At 70.2% G+C, this 17,643-nt stretch carries 12 protein-coding genes; 3 read left to right on the top strand and 9 right to left on the bottom strand.

From position 1 onward, the window contains the following. Window positions 1–9: 9 nt before the first annotated feature. Both VDQ18_RS12825 and VDQ18_RS12820 read left to right on the top strand, forming a co-directional pair. On the top strand, window positions 10–1,080 hold the full coding sequence (locus tag VDQ18_RS12825; protein ID WP_323021331.1) for a hypothetical protein: 1,071 nt from the start codon (window positions 10–12) through the stop codon (window positions 1,078–1,080). Beyond that, entirely contained in the window at window positions 1,077–2,585 is a 1,509-nt protein-coding gene (locus VDQ18_RS12820; protein ID WP_323021330.1) for a glycosyltransferase, read from the top strand. The genes VDQ18_RS12825 and VDQ18_RS12820 overlap by 4 nt, the downstream gene beginning before the upstream one ends. Here VDQ18_RS12820 and VDQ18_RS12815 read toward each other — a convergent pair. The 3 genes from VDQ18_RS12815 to VDQ18_RS12805 all read right to left on the bottom strand — a co-directional run bounded on the left by VDQ18_RS12815 (window position 2,534) and on the right by VDQ18_RS12805 (window position 9,151). Beyond that, window positions 2,534–6,655, bottom strand: a complete 4,122-nt coding sequence (locus VDQ18_RS12815) for a glycosyltransferase family 2 protein (protein WP_323021329.1) — start codon at window positions 6,653–6,655, stop codon at window positions 2,534–2,536. The genes VDQ18_RS12820 and VDQ18_RS12815 overlap by 52 nt on opposite strands. Window positions 6,656–6,723: 68 nt before the next feature. Next, window positions 6,724–8,502 carry a glycosyltransferase family 2 protein gene (locus VDQ18_RS12810; protein WP_323021328.1) on the bottom strand — a complete coding sequence of 593 codons (1,779 nt, stop codon included), beginning with the start codon at window positions 8,500–8,502 and terminating at the stop codon, window positions 6,724–6,726. Window positions 8,503–8,506: 4 nt separating this feature from the next. Continuing rightward, the gene (locus VDQ18_RS12805) at window positions 8,507–9,151 is read right to left on the bottom strand and encodes a sulfotransferase family 2 domain-containing protein (RefSeq protein WP_323021327.1); all 645 of its coding nucleotides are present in this window, start codon (window positions 9,149–9,151) and stop codon (window positions 8,507–8,509) included. A gap of 180 nt (window positions 9,152–9,331) precedes the next feature. Here VDQ18_RS12805 and VDQ18_RS12800 point away from each other — a divergent pair, with 180 nt between their 5' ends. Further along, the gene (locus VDQ18_RS12800; protein ID WP_323021326.1) at window positions 9,332–10,372 is read left to right on the top strand and encodes a hypothetical protein; all 1,041 of its coding nucleotides are present in this window, start codon (window positions 9,332–9,334) and stop codon (window positions 10,370–10,372) included. A 52-nt stretch (window positions 10,373–10,424) separates the two neighbouring features. Here the strand turns inward: VDQ18_RS12800 and VDQ18_RS12795 are convergent, their stop codons facing one another. The 6 genes from VDQ18_RS12795 to gpmI all read right to left on the bottom strand — a co-directional run bounded on the left by VDQ18_RS12795 (window position 10,425) and on the right by gpmI (window position 17,446). Beyond that, window positions 10,425–11,447, bottom strand: coding sequence for an aspartate-semialdehyde dehydrogenase (locus tag VDQ18_RS12795; protein ID WP_107753289.1), 1,023 nt, complete (start codon window positions 11,445–11,447; stop codon window positions 10,425–10,427). Between the two features lie 120 nt (window positions 11,448–11,567). Further along, window positions 11,568–12,746, bottom strand: a complete 1,179-nt coding sequence (locus tag VDQ18_RS12790) for an MFS transporter (protein WP_323021325.1) — start codon at window positions 12,744–12,746, stop codon at window positions 11,568–11,570. Between the two features lie 141 nt (window positions 12,747–12,887). Next, window positions 12,888–13,373, bottom strand: a complete 486-nt coding sequence (locus VDQ18_RS12785; protein ID WP_323021324.1) for an RNA pyrophosphohydrolase — start codon at window positions 13,371–13,373, stop codon at window positions 12,888–12,890. A gap of 11 nt (window positions 13,374–13,384) precedes the next feature. Beyond that, window positions 13,385–14,722: a S41 family peptidase gene (locus tag VDQ18_RS12780; RefSeq protein ID WP_323021323.1), complete on the bottom strand. Its 1,338-nt coding sequence runs from the start codon at window positions 14,720–14,722 to the stop codon at window positions 13,385–13,387. Window positions 14,723–14,791: 69 nt separating this feature from the next. Continuing rightward, window positions 14,792–15,919: a murein hydrolase activator EnvC family protein gene (locus VDQ18_RS12775; protein ID WP_323021322.1), complete on the bottom strand. Its 1,128-nt coding sequence runs from the start codon at window positions 15,917–15,919 to the stop codon at window positions 14,792–14,794. A gap of 3 nt (window positions 15,920–15,922) precedes the next feature. Next, complete coding sequence (gene gpmI / locus VDQ18_RS12770; RefSeq protein WP_323021321.1) at window positions 15,923–17,446, bottom strand: 2,3-bisphosphoglycerate-independent phosphoglycerate mutase; 1,524 nt, start codon at window positions 17,444–17,446, stop codon at window positions 15,923–15,925. Window positions 17,447–17,643: the final 197 nt, after the last annotated feature.

Here is a 17,643-nt window from a genome sequence, read left to right as displayed (position 1 = left end):
CACGAGACAATGGCGCGCACCCTGATCCTGCATATCGGCCATTTCAAGACCGGCACCACGGCGTTGCAGACCTATCTGGACTACAACCGCGCGCCGCTGGCCGAGGCGGGGCTGCATTACGCCGCCGAGACCCGCAAACACGCCAAGCATTCGGCGCTGGCCTTCTCGCTTCTGCACCGGGCGGGGGTGAGCGAGCTGATGCACGGCTATGCCAGCCCGCGCCCGCCGTCCCGGATCTGGGAGGCGCTTTTCGACGAGGCCCGCGCGCTGCCCGACGGCCAGTCGCTGCTGGCCAGCAGCGAGGAATTCATGCGCCTGGGCGCCCATCCCGCGGCGGCGGCGCTGTTGCGCCAGCAGATCAGCCAGGCGCCCGACCTGCGGTTCCGGGTGATCGCCTATCTCAGGCCGCCCCAGGCGCATCTGCAAAGCTGGTACAACCAGCTGGTGAAGATGGGCATTCCGGTCGGCAGTTTCGCCACCGCGCTCTGCTCGCAGATCGAGGCGGTGCATTGGGATTACGCGCAGGCGCTGAAGCCCTGGGTCGAGATCTTCGGCCCAGAGACGGTGATCCTGCGCGCCTATGGCCCCGCCCTTCGCCAGGGCGACGCGCTTTACGCCGATTTCCTGGGCGCGCTGGGGTTTGCCGTGCCGGCGCTGGCCGAGCCTCCGCCCGGTGACCCCAACCGGCGGATCGACCCGCGGCGGCTGGCCTATCACCGCGGCCTGAACCGGGTCGACCTGCCCCGCCACGTCCGCGAGCTGATGAACGGCCAGGCCCAGGCCAGCCTCGACAGCGACGATGGCGACGGGCCGCGCCGGGCGCTGGCCACGATCCGCGAGGAGGCGCGGCAGGGGATCGAGGCGGTCGCCGCCCTGCCCGGCGCCGCGCTGGACACCGAGGCGATGCTGGCCGCCCTGCCCGACCTGCCCGAGGGCCCGGCGCAGGACCTCGACGCGCTGATCGCCCTGATGGCGGGCGAGATCGGGCGGCTCAGGGCGCATGTCGTCTCGCTATCGGGCCGGATCGGGGTTCTGGAAGGGGAACGGCGCGCGCTGGACCCCGCGGAACCGCCGGCGTGAGGATCCTCTTCTACAATTGGGTCGATTACCGCGATGCCGAGGGGCGGGGCGGCGGTGTCAGCCTCTATCAGCGCAACCTGATCGCGGCGCTCGGCGCCCGCGGAGGGGTCGAGACCGCCTTCCTCTCGGCCGGGCTCGCCCATGACCTGACCCGCCGGACGCCGCATGTGGTGACGGTCGATGCCGGGCCGAGCCCGCGCTACGCGCTGGTGAATTCGGGCCTCATTGCCCCCTCGCACGCCGATTTCGCGGGCGCGGCGCAGCTGGACCATGCCGCGACCGAACGCGCCTTCGCCGCTTTCGTCGACCGGACCGGTCCCTGGGACGTGATCCATTTCAACAACCTCGAAGGCCTGCCCGCCCAGGTGCTGAGTCTGCGTCCGCGTTGGCCACAGACCCGCTTCGTGCTGTCCCTGCACAATTACTACCCGTTCTGTCCGCAGGTGAACCTCTGGTTCGCCGAGCGCGAGACCTGCACGGATTTCCACGGCGGGGCGAAATGCGCGCGCTGCCTGCCCGCGCCGCCGCAGCCGCGCCCGGTGCGGCTGGCCTATGCCTTTGCCTGGAGCCTGTCGCGGCGCGGTCTCGGCCCCGGCACCGCGTTCTATGACCGGCTGTTCCGCCCCTGCATGAGCCACGCCTGGCGGCTGGCACGCAGGGTGTTGAAGCGACGACGCGGCCCCGAAACGCCCGCCCCGCCCCCGGCCATCGGCCACCAACCGCCGGGCCATGTGGGCGAACCCTTCGCCCGGCGCCGGGCGCGGATGGTGGCGCTGATCAACGCCCATTGCGACGCGGTGCTCTGCGTCTCGGACCGGGTGCGGCAGATCGCGCTGTCCCATGGCATCCATGCCGAGCGGCTGCAGACCCGCCATATCGGCACCGCCGAAGCCGCCCTGTGGCGGACCAGTCAGCCGAGGCCCCGTTTTCTGGCCCCGGACGGCACGCTGCATCTGGCCTATCTGGGCTATATGCGGCGCGACAAGGGCTTCCATTTCCTGATGCGCGCGCTCGCGGCGCTGCCCGAGCCCCAGGCACGGCGAATCCGCCTGACCGTCGCCGCGCGGGCGGGCGATGCCGAGGCGATGGCGGGGCTGGCCGCGCTGCGCCCCCGTCTGGCCGAGGTCCGCCATGTCGATGGCTACACCCATGCCGACCTGCCCGCGCTTCTGGCCGATGTGGCGCTGGGGATCGTGCCGGCGCAATGGGAAGACAACCTGCCGCAGGTCGCGCTGGAGATGCACGCCCGGCATATCCCGCTGATCACCTCGGACCGGGGCGGCGCGCAGGAACTGGGCCGCGCCCCCGCCTTCGTCTTCCGCGCCGAGGACGCACAGGACCTGCACCGCGTGCTGAGCCGGGTGCTGGAGGGCGCGCTCCAGCCCGCTGAGTACTGGGCCCGCGCCCGGCCGCCGACCGGCATGGCCGAGCATCTGGACACGCTGCTCGGGATCTACGCCGGGGACTGCACGCCTGCCAGAAGCCGCCGCACGAAAGGCGCCTGATCCCAAGGGACCGAAACCGCCGGATCGTGGATCACGTCCCGCCCCTCGCTCACCACGGCCAGATACTTCCGGTATTCCTCGGCATTGTTGAAATGCTGGCGCCGGGCGACCTCGGTCAGGGCCTTGGCGTGGAAGGCGGCGTTGTACTTGAAATGGGCGAAGAGCAGGTCGCGCGGGGCCAGCCGGGCATCCGCCACGAAATGCAGCCCGGCCGAGAGACGCATCCAGGGCCGGTATTTCAACAGCGCGATCTTCTGCGCCACGAACAGGTCCGAGCGCGAGCCCGGGATCAGCCGGTGCCTGAGCGCGCTGGTCCAGACCGGTGCGTCGGAATAGGGCCCCTGCCCGCCGGTCACCGCCAGAAAGGGCTCGCGGTCGACGAAACCCGCCTGGGCGAAGGGGGACGCCGCCACGAAATCCGCATCGGACAGCGCGCCCTCGGGGTACATGTCCAGCATGAAGAGCCGCGCGGCCTCGGCCCCCCGGAACTCCGGCGATCCGACCAGCCCGGGCAGATCGCCCGTCAGATCCGCATTCAGCACCAGAAGCTCGTCCAGATCGGCGATCAGCGACCAGCGGTTCACCCGCAGATTGGCCAACAGCGCCTGTTGCCAGGCCACTCCGTATTGCGATTCCGAATAGGGCGTGTCGACCGAGAACAGCGCCACATCGGGCTGTTCGACCAGATAGTCGAAACTGCCATCGTCCGAGCCGTTATCGACCATCAGGAAGCCCTGCACCCCCAGCGCGCGGTAATGCTCCAGGAACCGGGGCAGCATGAAAAGCTCGTTCCGCAAGCAGGACACCACCGCCACCGGCGCCGCATTGACCCGCGCCAGCTTTTCCGGGGCCGAGATCAGGTCCAGCGTGTTCGACGCCCAGCCCTGCCGCACCGGCTGATAGCTGGGCCAGATCTTCGCCTGCACCGGCCGGGGCTGCGCGAGGCCCGCCAGAACCTCGGCCATCTTCTCGGGCCCGTCGAGATGGGCCAGCTTCATGCCCGAGCCCTTGAACGGCAAGAACCCGTTGTCCCAGAGCGAGACCAGCGGCCCGCCCGGCCGCGTCCGGCGCAGCAGCGCGACGCGGTAGTCGGAGTTGTCGACCCCGATCCGGGCAGTGGCCAGCAGGTCGCCGACCAGCTTGTCCTCCATGAAGGAGACGGTGATCAGCGCCCGCCCCTCGGGCCGCTCGCTGCCCTCGACCAGCGCCTGAAGCGCGATCCGCGACAGGGCATAGCCCGAGCCGCCATCGGCATAGGTCGAGGGTTCGGGGGATTTGTCCAGCTCCATCCGGGCGCGGCGGCTGCGCGCCTTGGCCTGATGCCAGGCCCGGTCCATCTGCCCGCGCCGCCGGGTCAGGCTGCGCCCGTAGTAATTGGTCGAGCGATGCACCAGATCGCCGAACCAGGCCTGCGGGTCCAGGAAGCAATCGTCATCCACCTTCACCAGATGGGCGAAATCGGTGTGGTCCAGCACCCAGCGCGCCATGGCGAGGGTCTTTTGCGGGAGGGATTCGTAATCGTCGGGCGCGTCGAGGTAGACGACATCGCCCTCGCGCCGCCCGTCGCCGCCGCCGACGAAGATCAGGCAAGGCACGCCCATCCGGGCCAGCAGCGGCAGCCAGGTCTCGCGGATCGCCCGGACCCGAGTCTCCAGATAGGGCTGGCAGGTGTAGAGGCCGAGAAGCGTGTCCTGCAGGGGATGCGCCCGGGCGCTGAGATCGGCCGCGCGATCCTCCCGCGGCGGGGGCGGTCCAGGGGCCAGCAGCGGCTCCAGCGCCCGGGCCAGCGCCGCCACCTCGGGCAGGGCGCCATGGGCGCGGGTCAGCGCATCAAGCGCGAGCCGCGGCGCGGGAGCGGTGAAAAGCGCGGTGGCGGTGGCGGGGTCGTTCGCCAGCGACGGCAGCGTGGCGATGAGGTGCGCGACCAGCGGCGCACCCTCGGCCGCCCGCCCCCGGTCGCAAAGCCCGCGCAGCAGGGCCAGCGGCAGGGCGATCCCCATGAAACGGCTATAGGCCGACCCCATGGCATGCGCGCCCCTGACGAACCGCGCCATCGCCGCCGCATCCGCCCCCGCCAGCAACGCCGTCGCCTCGCCCAGCAGGTGCCCCAGCGTCCCGGCGAAGGGATTGCGCGGCATCTTATTGAAACTGGCGGCAATCGCCTCGGCCAACGCGGCGAGTCCGGTCTCATCGAGCGTCTCGGTATTGCCCGGGAAACTCAGCTGCCGCAGCAGCGCCTCGTCGGGATCGAAACCCGCGACCAGCGGCGCGAGGGGGCGGGTGCGGTCCCCGGCCGGCAGCCCCAGGGGCCCGAACAGCTCGCGCCGGAAACGGGGCAGGTCGGGGCAGCCGAGTTGCCGGAACAGGTCCAGATCCTGCGCCAGCGATGCCTCGTCGCGCGTCTCGGCCTCCAGCGTGGCGCGGATCCGGGCGAAGGCCGCGCGCACCGGCAGCATCTGGCGGGGCGGCGCCCAGCCTTGGGCGATCTCACCCTCGACCAGATCCCAGAAGCCGGGGGTCAGCCCATAGGCCTGCATCGCCGTCCAGATGGCTTTCTGGCGGACATCCTCGGGCAGCGTCTCGGCCTGCCGCAGGATGACCAGCACCGCGCGGATCAGACGGCGGCAGGCGCCCCGTCCCCAATAGGTCTGAGCCCGGGCCGCCACCAGATCGAGCCCGGCCTTCAGCATATCCGTCCGCTGCCAGTCGAGGGGCCGCCCCCCGTCCAGCCCGGGCGCGGCCAGCGCCGCCTGCTCCAGCACCCAGCCCAGCACCGGGGTCGGCAGCCAGACCGCCCGCTCCGGCGCCAGATCCCAGAGGGTCCGGGCGATGGCATCGAACCGACCCTCGGCATAATCGAGGCTCAGCAGCAGGCCCCGCATGTAGTGATTGTCCGCATAGGGCACCTCGGGCGGCGGGATCGCCCGGTCGCGGCGCAGGCGCAGCAGGTCCTCCAGCCGGTCGGCCAGCGTGAACCATTCGATCAGCCGCTCGAATAGCGCCGTCCGCTCGCCCGGCGTTGCCAGCGCCACCAGCTCCCGGGCGACGAGGGCCAGCGGATCACTCGCTGGATCCGCCCGCATCGCCGCGGTGAAGCGGTCGGCCGCTTCTTCGGCGGGGCGATGCGGCAGCGCAGGCGGCGGGGGCGTGTAGGCCAGCGGGGGCTCGCCCCCCTCGGCCAGGAAATCGCCCAGCCCGAAACGGCCCGCGGCATGGGCCAGATGGTGAAAGGCCTCGGGCGTCAGATCCGCCGCAAGCCCGGCGTGGCGGGCGTGTTCGATGGCTTGAATCGCCGCCCTATCGTCCCCCTCCAGAACCCCCGACAGCGCCAGCCGCTCGATCCGCGCCACCAGCTCGGCACGCTCCAGCCGCAAGCTGCCCAACGCCCGGCCCGCGTCATCGGCCAGCGTCATCTCCAGCACCGCAACGCCGCCCGCCCAGAGCCAGCCGGGCAGCACCGCCACCATCGCGTGTTCATGCGTGCCGTCCGGCAGCAGATAGGGCAGCGCCGTCAGCGCGGCGGGAACCTCCGCCTCCTGCCCGGCGACGCGCAGCAGGCCGCTGGCCGGGGACCCGGCCCCCACGCCCCGGCGGATCACCTCCAGCGCATCGCTCAGCGCGATCCCGTCCACCGGGGGCGCATCCGACTGGGCGCGGTCGACGAGGACGCTGTTCCAGACGACATCGCCCTGCACGTCGACACGCGCGATGCGGCCAAGACCACGAAAGCCGCGCCTGAGGCCATAACGCCCGGTCGGATCGAGACGGGGAAAGGCGTCGAAACTGCCGATGGCCACCCCGTTGACACTGACCCGGGCACGCCCTCGGTCGAAGACCACCTCGACCGGCACCGCCTCCCTGCCAAAGCGCATCCGCGTGCGGATCTCGCGCCGCCAGCCCGTGGGATCCTGCCGGTTGACCACGACCAGCCCCTCGTCGCGGCGGATCGAGAGGTGAAAGGGAATGGAGCGCCCGTCATCGGCGTGGAAATTGATGTTGAGGACCGAGCCCCAGATAAAATCGGCCTGACAGCGGAACCGGGCACCACCGGCGGTTTTGAACGAGAACATGACCGGACCCAGACCCTTTCGGCAACCCCAGCGTATCGCAATCCCGGGGGGATCGTTTCAACAAAACCTCACCTCAGGCGCAGCAGCGCCCGGACCCAGCGCGGCAGGCCGGGGTCGGGCGCCGCATCCCCTGCAAGCCAGCCCTCCCGCAACGCCGCCAGCAGCGCGCCCAGCAACCGCAGCCCCCCGCCCCGCAGCCGCGCCAGCCGCAGCAGGACCACCGCCTGCCAGCCCCTCGGCAGCGCGGGCGGGGCCGGGCAGGCGGCCAGCAGACGGCGGGCGGCGCCGGTGCCGGGGAGCGCCGCGGGCCGGTCCGGCACCGACAGCACCGCAAGCCGGGTGTAGCCCGCCCGCCCCGCTGCCAGCGCGCTCTCAAGCGCGATCATCTGCGCCGAGGCCGCCTCCTGCCCCAGCCCGACGGCCTCGGGCAGCGCCGCCAGCAGATCGCGCCGCATCAGCCGGTTGCCCAGCGCCGGATAGAGCCTCAGCGCCTGCGCGCCGCCCAGCGCGACCTCGCCACCCCAGACCGGCAGCGCATCGAGCCCCGGCACCACGCGGTTGTCGGTCCAGCCGTCGTGATAGCCCAGCCCCCGCCGTTCCAGCGCGCCGAGGGCCAGCGGCAGGTCCAGCCGCTCGCCCAGATTGACCAGCCGCATCAGCCCCTCGGGCAGGGGCAGCTCGCCCGGGGCCAGCAGCAGCACCCAGCGTCCTTCGAGCACCGAGGCGAGGCGCGCGGGCGTCATCCCCTCGCCCTCGATCCGCCGCACCGCGCGGCCCGAGGGCAGCAGCCCCGTCGCCCCGCCCCCCAGCACCACCAGCTCGAAATCCGCCATGCCCTGCGTGTCGAGCGCGGCCAGCGCCGGGCCGGGATCGCCCAGCACCACCACCGAGAGAGGCAGCACGCCTTCCAGCGCCAGCCCCAGCCCGGCGCTGATCTCGGGGTCGCAATCGGCCTGCCAGCGCGCCCCGCGGTGCTGCAAGAAGGCATGCGCCGCGGTCAGGAACCGCGCGCGGCGGCTGGGATCGCGGATCACCAGCGCCCGTTCGTGGATCAGCCGGGCGGCGAGGCGGGCGTAGCCCTCGGCCGCGCGGGTCATGCCGCTGCCCAGGATGAGCGGCCCCAACCGGTCCAGCACCCTGAGCACGTCGAAGACCCGGTCGCTGTCCGTGCCGGTGATCTGCCCGGGCCGGTCGCGGCGGTGGCGATAGAGCGCGGCGGGGCGGTAGGCCATCCGCGGCGCGCGGCGGGCAAGGGCCCAGAAGACCTCGTGATCCTCGAACCAGCTGCCTTCGGGGAACCTGAGCCCCTCGAACAGCGAGCGGCGATAGAGCTTGTTCCAGGCCGAGGGGAAGATCCGCGCCACCTCGCAGGCATCGATCAGGGGCAGGCAGCCGGGCTCGGGCGGCGCCTCTCCGCCATGAAGCGCGGGATGCGGGCGCTCTTCGCCGCCCGGATGGACCAGCGTGACGGCGCAGGCGGCCCAATCGGTCCCGTCCTCACGCATCGCCGCATGCAGGGTGCGCAGGAAATCGGGCGCCAGCGCATCGTCGCCGTCGAGGAAGCTCACGAACACCCCCCGCGCCTGATCGAGTCCGGCATTGCGCGCCGCCGAGAGCCCGCGGTTCGGCTGCACCAGCAGGCGAAACCGGGCATCCCCGGCAAAGGCATCGGCCGCGATCCGGCCCGAGCCATCGGTCGAGCCGTCATCCACGACCAGCGCCTCGAAATCCGCGAGCGTTTGCGCGCGCAGGCTGGCGATGGCCTGGGCGACCTCGGCCGCGACCTCGTGCACGGCGACGATCACCGTGATCAGGGGCGCGGCGGGATCGGCGGGCCGCTCGGTCATCGGTTCAGAAATAGGCGCCGAAGATCGCGTAATCCCCGGCATAGTAGTCTTTCAGGATGGCGGTCTCGTCCGGCGATAGCTGCCCGGCCCCGGCGCTGCGGCCCGATCGCTGCATGACCTCCAGCGCCACCGCCTTGCCGGTGATCCGGCAGACATCGGCGACCATCTCGGGCAATTCATCGAACCGGTAGATGCGGTGGAAATAGCCCGGATCCTCGCCCAGAAAGACCGTCAGTGGCGCCGTGTGATGGCCGATTTCGGCCACGCGGCGGGAATATTCGGCGATGTTGCGCACGAAGGTCGGCAGGTCCGGGTCGAAGGGCAGGCCCGAGCCGTCCAGCCGATCCCCGGCGATCTCGGGCGAGAGTTCGCGGTGCTGCACCACGCGGTTGCTGTGGCACGACAGCGCCCGCTTGATCGGATCTCGCACCACGGTGATGCGGTGCAGATCGCGCAGCCGGCCGCGCTTGAGCTCGTGAAACGGGATCGAGGGATAGAAACTGTGGATCCAGCGCATCTGGCCATTGGCCGAGAAGGGACGGAACGGAAAGCCGTTCTCCACTTCGAACATCATCGCCTTGATCGAGGTACAGGCAACCTTGGGCACGGACAGATAGCCAAGGCCATACTCGTTAAGCATCACCGTCATCGTGTTTCCTCGTCGGGGGAATTGCGACCTTGGGAAGGCCCGCCTCCACGCCGGGCATTTCCGAGCCTAGGCTATCGCCCCGGTTGCGGCAATGGCTCGCGCAGGCGGTGACAGGCACGCCCGCGAATGGCAGGATGGGGGAAAGGCCAGCACAGACCGCCCCCGGGTCCGAGGACGACGATGAAGCTCTTGCTGCATATCGGTGCCGCCAAGGCGGGATCGACCACCATTCAGGCCTCGCTGTTGCTCAACCGCGCGGCGCTTGCGCAGCAGGGGATCGCCTATTGGCAGCCCAGCGACGCGACCGTGCCGCCGCCCCGCGTGCTGTCGAACCTGTTCGAGCCCGCGCGAAAGCCGCTCCTGCCGAAGGAACGGCTGCATTTCGCCACACGCGAGGAGGCCCGCGACTGGAGCCGCCGGGAATGGGACCGGATGGCGGCCGAGATCGCCGCCGAGCGCCCGGCGCTGACCATCCTGTCCAGCGAGTCGCTCTATTACCTGCGCCCGGGCGCGGTACTTGAGGAAGTGCGCCGCACGTTTTCCGAGATTGTGGTGCTGATGTATATCCGCGATCCCGTGCCGCTTTACCGCTCGGCGCTGGACCAGTTGATCCGCGACGGGGCGCGGCTGGCCGACCTGCCCCTGCCCGCGCAGGTGACGCTGGGCTCGGCCGACACGCTGCGCCGCTACCGCCAGCAGCTGGGCGCGGAAAACGTGATCCTGCGCCGGTTCGACCGCGCCTGTCTGGAAGACGGCGATCTGCTCACCGACGTCTACCAGCAGATCGGCCAGATCCTCGGCCAGCCGGTCGCCCCCGCCCATCCGGTGCACAGCACGAACGAGAGTTTCAGCGCCGCCGCGACGCTCTGGATCCTGACCCTGAACGAGGGGTTCGAGCGGCTCGGCAACACCGGCGACGCCCGCCAGATCCAGCACCGCCATGCCCTGCTGGAGCGGTTGCGCCACGCGCCGGACCTGAAGGATCTGCCCAGGCTGGCCGATCCGCCGCCCGACATCCGCGACTGGATCCGCCGCGCCAACCGGGAGGATATCGCCTTCCTCAACCAGCACGCCTTTGACCGGACGCGACCCATGGAAGCCCCGGCCAGCGACGCCCCGCTCCCGCCCGAGGCCGAGCAGCGCCAGGCGGTCCGCGACTGGCTGCTGGGCCAGCTGAACCCCGACGATCTGGCCCGGGTGATGGCCGCCGCCCTGCCCTGAACGCGAAAAGGCGCCCCGGGGGGGCGCCTTTCGGCAGGTCGGCCCGCAGGCCTCAGCCCTTTTTCAGGCAGCGCTGGCCCAGAACCTCGGCGATCTGCACCGCGTTCAGCGCCGCGCCCTTGCGCAGGTTGTCCGACACGCACCACAGGTTCAGACCGTTGTCGATGGTCGAATCCTGGCGGATGCGGCTGATGTAGGTGGCGTATTCGCCGACGCATTCGACCGGGGTGATGTAGCCACCCGGCTCGCGCTTGTCGACGACGAGGATCCCGGGCGCCTCGCGCAGGATCTCGGTCGCTTCCTCCCAGTCGAGGAAATCCTCGGTCTCGATGTTGATCGATTCCGAATGGCCGACGAAGACCGGCACCCGCACGCAGGTCGCCGTCACCTTGATCTTGGGATCGAGGATCTTCTTGGTCTCGGTGACCATCTTCCATTCTTCCTTGGTGTCGCCACTGTCGAGGAAGACGTCGATATGCGGGATCACGTTGAAGGCGATCTGCTTGGGATAGACCGAGGGCGCGACCTCCTGACCCGGGACGAAGACGCCCTTGGTCTGGTTCCACAGCTCGTCCATCGCCTCCTTGCCGGTGCCGGACACCGATTGATAGGTCGAGACGACGACCCGCTTGATCCGCGCGCGGTCATGCAGCGGCTTCAGCGCCACGACCATCTGCGCGGTCGAGCAGTTGGGGTTGGCGATGATGTTCTTCTTCGTGTAGCCGGTGATCGCGTCGGCGTTCACCTCGGGCACGATCAGCGGCACGTCGGGATCGTAGCGGTAGAGCGACGAATTGTCGATCACCACGCAGCCCGCGGCGGCGGCCTTGGGCGCATAGGTCTTGGTCGCGTCCGAGCCGATGGCGAAAAGCGCGATGTCCCAGCCCTTGAAATCGAACGTGTCGAGGTCCTGGCATTTCAGCGTCCGGTCGCCGAACGAGCATTCGGTGCCGAGCGAGCGGCGCGAGGCCAGCGCGGCGATTTCGTCCACCGGGAATTCGCGCTCGGCGAGGATGTTCAGCATCTCGCGCCCGACATTCCCCGTGGCGCCGACAACAACGACTTTGTAGCCCATGTATCCCTCCAGAACCCAGCGGTCAGGGGCGCGCATAAAGGATTGCGCGTTGACTGGAAAGCCCCCGGGCCCCGGCTGCGGCGATTTATCGGCAGGCCGGGGCCCGGCGCGGGCTCAGTCTCAGTCGGTGCGGTCCTGCGAAAAGGCATAGAGCGCGGCGCCGGCCAGCAACAGCAGGCCGAACATCAGGAAGATCGCCTGAAAGGGCGCCTCGGGCGGGACCGGGGCGACGGCGCGGTGCAGGCTGCCCGACAGCGTCTGGAACACGCCCACCCCGCCGATGCCGAACAGGTTCATCAGCGTGACGCCCCGGCCCAGCAGATGCGGCGGGAAGAACGAGCGCCCATGCGCCACCATCGCCGGGAAGGACGAGCCGAAGAACCCAATCCCGGCCATCAGCGCGGCGACGGCCCAGAAACCCGCGGTGGGCAGAAACCACAGGGCCAGTACGCAGGCCGCGCTGAGCAGGTTGCCGACCAGCACCACGCCCTTGCGGGTACCGAAGACCCGGTCGGCCGCACCATAGGCGAAGCTGCCCGCGACCATGGCCAGCGCCATGACCAGCGTGGCCGAGCCGATGGCCAGCGCATCGGCCTGATAGACATCGCGGAAAAAGGGCCCGGCCCAGAGGCCGCGGATCGCCGCCGCCGGGACATAGTTCACCGCCATTAGGGGCAGGATCAGCCAGAGCGCCCTCAGCTTCAGCACGTCGAGCAACGAGCCGCGCCCCCCGGCGGGCTGGTCGACGGGCGGCGGATCCTTGACGAAGACGCCGAGCGCCAGCGCCACGGCGACCGTCGCCACGGCGAGGCCCAGCACGCTCTGCCGCCAGCCGAAGGTCTCGGCCGCCCAGGCCAGCGGCCATGCGCCGGCCAGGTTGCCCAGCGTGCCGAAGCCGATGATCGCCCCGGCGAGCGTGGCGAAGACCCGCACCGGATAGACCCGGCCGAAGATGTAATAGGCGGCCATCAGCACCGGCGAGCAGCCGATGCCGATCAGGATCATCGCCGCATGGATGTGCCAGGCCTGCTGCGCCAGGGCGAAGACCAGCGCCCCGCCGCCACCGGCAAGGCCCAGCAGCCAGGCCGCCGTGCGCCGGGGCCCGATGCTGTCGAGCGCGGCGCCGACCGGGATCTGCATCAGCGCGAAGGTCAGGAACCACAGGCCCGAGGACAGCGCCAGATCCTGCGGCTGGGCACCGACCTCGACGCCGAGGACCGGCGAGAGCACGGCCAGGAAGGCCCGGTAGAACTGGCTCAGCACATAGGCGAGGACCAGAAAGAAGATGCCGAGCTTCATGCGCGCAAATCCGTGAACAGGTGAAAGGCTGCGCACGATTGCCGAAATATCAGGCAAGGTCCAGAGGGCGAAATGGTGCGTGGAACCAAGCACCCTACACGATGGGACCCGTAGGGTGCGTGCTCGCACGCACCACTGCGCTCAGGCCAGATGCGACCAGAACGCTGCCACCACCTGACGGTAGATCTCGCGCTTGAAGGGCACGATCGCCTCGATCATCTCCTCGGCCGTCACCCAGCGCCATTCGCTGAACTCGGGGTGTTCCTGCTCCAGGTCGATCTGGTCGTCGCGCCCCAGGAAGCGCAGCAGATACCATTTCTGCTTCTGCCCGCGGTAGCGCCCCTTCCACATCTTGCCCAGCAGGTCCGGCGGCAGGTCATAGGCCAGCCAGTCCGGCGTCTCGGCCAGCACCTGCACCAGCGCGGGGGGCACGCCGGTCTCTTCCTGCAGCTCGCGCAGGGCGGCGGCGCGGGGGTCCTCGCCCTCGTCGATCCCGCCCTGCGGCATCTGCCAGGCCGGGACCGGGCTGTCGAGCCGCCGGGCGGCGAAGATCAGCCCCCGGTCGTCGATCAGCATGACGCCGACATTCGGCCGGTAGGGCAGCGCCTCGATCTCGGCCGGGCTCATCAGCGCCCCCGTCACTGGCCGTTCATCACCGACAGGCCGCGCAGGATGTCCAGCGCATAGGCCAGCTGGTAATCCTCGCTGCGCAGGCGCGAGACCTCTTCGGCGGCGCGTTCCTCTTCCTCCATCTGCCGGCGTTCGTCGTCGGTGATGGTGCCGTTCTGGAAGGCGCCGCGCAGGCTCGACTCGCTGCGCGGGGGCCGCGGGGTGTCATCCTCGGGCGCCGTGGCGGCGCTGTCGGCGACCGGCGGCTGGTGGGCGACGATATCGGGCGCCACGCCCAAGGCCTGGATCGAGCGGCCCGAGGGCGTGTAGTACAGCGCCGTGGTCAGCCGCATGGCGCCATCGCCGCGCAGCGGGATCAGCGACTGGACCGAGCCCTTGCCGAAGCTGCGCTCGCCCACGACCACCGCCCGGCGGTGATCCTGCAGCGCGCCGGCGACGATTTCCGAGGCCGAGGCCGAACCGCCGTTGATCAGCACCACCATCGGCCGCCCGTCGATCAGATCGCCCGGCGTCGCGTTGTGGCGCTCGCCATCCGAGCCGTCACGGCCGCGGGTCGAGACGATCTCGCCGGTTTCGAGGAAGGCATCCGAGACGCGGATCGCCTGCACCAGCAGGCCGCCCGGGTTGTTGCGCAGATCCAGAACGACGCCTTGCAGGTTGTCGATGCCGCCGATCTGCTCGATCCCCTCGTTCAGCTCGCTTTCGAGGTTGTCGTAGGTCTGTTCGTTGAAGGTCGAAACGCGCAGCACGACGATATTGCCCTCGACCCGGCCGCGCACCGCCTGGATGCGGATCGTGTCGCGGATGATCGACAGATCGAAGGGTTCGGCCACGCCCTCGCGCAGGATCGTCACCACGATCTCCGAGCCCACCGGGCCGCGCATCAGATCGACCGCCTCGGGCAGCGTCAGGCCCAGAAGCGAGACGCCGTCGACATGGGTCAGCACATCGCCCGGCTGGACGCCGGCATGGGCGGCGGGCGTGTCGTCGATCGGGGTGATCACGCGGACATAGCCGTCCTGCTGGGTGATCTCGATCCCGAGACCACCGAAGGCGCCGCGCGTCTGCACGCGCATGTCCTCGTAATCGTCGGGCGGCAGATAGCTGGAATGCGGGTCGAGCGAGTTGAGCATGCCGTTGATGGCCGCCTCGATCAGCTGGCGCGGCTCGACCTCGGTCACGTATTGCGAGCGGATCCGCTCGAACACGTCGCCGAAGAGGTCGAGCTGCTCATAGACCGACTGGTTGGCGTCCTGCTCCTGCGCCAGCAAGGGCGCCGCCACCTGCGTCGACAGCACGACACCCCCCAGGATGCCCGCCGCCGCCGCCACCAGATATCTGTTCATGCTTCCATCCCGTCGTTCGGTTTGGGTGTGACTGCGGCTCTTCCGCAGGCCCCTCCCGCGCCGGCCGTTCTACGGCCGTTGTTCACCACTCAAGTCGAACCAGTCGGCCGGGTCAATGGCTTGCCCGTCCTGCCTGAGTTCCAGATACAGCGTTTCGCTGCGTCCCGCCACCTGATCCGCCTGCACGAATTCGTCAGCGCCGGTTGCACCGCCCGGCATCAGCCCCAGCGCATCGCCCTGCGCCACCACCTCGCCCTGCCGCGGATAGACGAGGTCGAGCCCGGCCAGCACGATCAGCCAGCCCTCGCCCGGCTCCAGGAGCACGACATTGCCGTAATCGAGCAAGGGCCCGCGGTAGCGCACCGTCCCGTACCAGGGCGCCGTGACCAGCGCGCCGGGCTCGGTGGCGACCACCAGCCCCGGCCGGGTGATCCCCGCCGCATCGGCCTCGCCGAAGCCGCGCAGCTGGGTGCCGATCACCGGCATCGGCAGGCGCCCCCGGGCGGTATCGAAGATCGGCAGCTCGGCAGAGGCGCCCGACGGCCGCGTGGCCAGCCCCGTCGCCAGATCCTGCAGGGTCCGCACCGATTCCAGCAAGGCCAGCATCCGCGTCTCGTCATCGCCCACCCGGGGTGGCAGATCGCGGCGGTCGGCCATCGCCTGGCTCAGTTCCGCCCGCGCGCCCTGCAGGCTGGCCAGCCCCGCCGCCAGCGTGTCCACCGCCGTCTCGCGCAATTCCCTGAGCGCGGCGAGTTCGCGCGCCAGGGCGCCGATCCGGTCGGCTTCGGCCTGCATGCCCGCAGCGACATCGGCGATCATCATGCCCGCCCGCGCCGTGGCGAGCGGCCCCTGCGGATGGACCAGCATCACTGGCCCCTCGATCCGCTCGACGGCCATCATCGCGCCCAGGATGCGGCTGACCTGCGCCTGCTGCTGCTCCAGCACCCGGTTGATCGAGGCCTCGCGCAGCGCCGCCTCGCGCAGCCCCTCGCGCAGCGCCGAAAGCCCGGCCTCATGCGCCTGGATGGCCTGGGTCAGCGCCGCCACCTGATCGGGCGCGCGCCGCGCCTCGGCCAGCGAGTCGATGGCATTGAGCAGCGCGATCGCCGCCGACTGGGCATTCTCGGCCGTATCCGCCAGCCCCGGCACCGGGGCGGCAAGGCAGGCGAGAAGCGCCAGAAGGCGGGCGATCCGCATCCCTCAGCCCCGCCGGATCAGCGACTGGCCGGTCATGTCCTCGGGCTGCGGCAGGTCCATCAGCTCCAGGATCGTCGGCGCCAGATCCGCCAGCCGCCCGTCGGCCAGGGTAACCCCCGCCGGGCCGCCGACCAGAATGACCGGCACCAGATTGGTGGTATGCGCGGTATGCGGCCCGCCGGTGGCGTAATCGATCATCTGCTCGCAATTGCCATGGTCGGCGGTGACGATTATCGCGCCCCCGGCCTTTTCCAGCGCCGCCAACACCCGGCCCAGCCCCCGGTCCACCGCCTCGACCGCCTTCACACCCGCCTCTACCACGCCCGTATGCCCGACCATGTCGGGATTGGCGTAATTGGTGACGATCAGGTCATAACCCGCCTCGATGGCGGCGACGAAACGGTCGGTCACATCGCCCGAGGACATCTCGGGCGCGAGGTCATAGGTCGCGACCTTGGGCGAGGACGGCATGAAGCGGTCTTCGCCTTCCTCGGGCGTTTCCTTGCCGCCGTTGAGGAAGAAGGTGACATGCGGGTATTTCTCGGTCTCGGCCAGCCGGAACTGGCGCAGGCCCTGCTTCGCCACCCATTCGCCGAGCGTGTTCTTGATCACCCGCTTGGGGAAGGCGGTGTGCATGAAGGCGTTATGCGCCTCGGAATAATCGACCATGCCCAGCATGCTGGCCCATTCGACGCGGCCCTTGGCCTCGAAGCCGCGGAAGGCCGGAGCGCCCAGCGCCGCCAGAATCTCGCGCGCCCGGTCGGCGCGGAAATTGAGGCAGAAGAACCCGTCGCCATTGCGCGCGCCCTTGTAGCCATCGATCACGGTCGGGTCGATGAATTCGTCCGTCACCCCCTCGGCATAGGCCTCGGCCACGGCCGTGACCGCATCGGGCGCGGGTTTGCCCTCGGCCCGGACCATGGCGTCATAGGCGCGCTCGACCCGCTCCCAGCGGGAATCGCGGTCCATGGCCCAGTAGCGGCCGATGACGGTGGCAATACAGGCATTCTCGGGCAGGCTGGCGGCCAGATCGGCGACGAACCGGTCGGCGGATTTCGGGGCCACGTCGCGGCCATCGGTGATGGCATGGATGGCGACCGGGATCCCCTCGCCGGCGATGGCGGCGACCGCGGCCTTCAGATGGGTGATATGGCCATGCACGCCCCCGTCCGAGACGACCCCCATCAGATGCGCCGTGCCGCCGGTCGATTTCAGGCGGGCAATGAAGGCCTGCAGCGCGGCATTGGCGGCGAAGGAGCCATCCTCGACGGCGAGGTCGATCTGCCCCAGATCCATGGCGACGACCCGGCCCGCGCCGATGTTGGTATGACCGACCTCGGAATTGCCCATCTGCCCGGTAGGCAGCCCGACGTCGCGGCCAAACGTGACCAGCGTCGCATGCGGGCAGGTTGCCATGAGCCGGTCGAAATTCGGCTTGTCGGCCAGCGCCACGGCATTGCCCTCGGTCCGGGGATTGATGCCCCAGCCATCGAGAATGCACAGGACGACGGGTTTGGGATGGGTCATGACAGGCGCTCCGGTCTTCGTGGTGCCTGTCTAAGCGCGAGGGTCGGCGGGGGCAATGCCCTTGCTCGGCGGCTGCGCGGCGCCTGGCCGGAAGGCAGGGGTTTCGCCCTCGTTACCCGCTGTCGCGGGCGCCTCGGGCGATCAGCGGCGCGGCGTGCCGCCGCGCCGAAGAAGGGGGGCCGTCTGCCCCCCTCTGC

This window comes from Pararhodobacter sp., from assembly GCF_034676075.1.
GTDB lineage: Bacteria > Pseudomonadota > Alphaproteobacteria > Rhodobacterales > Rhodobacteraceae > Pararhodobacter.
This window is presented reverse-complemented; position numbering and strand designations above follow the sequence as displayed.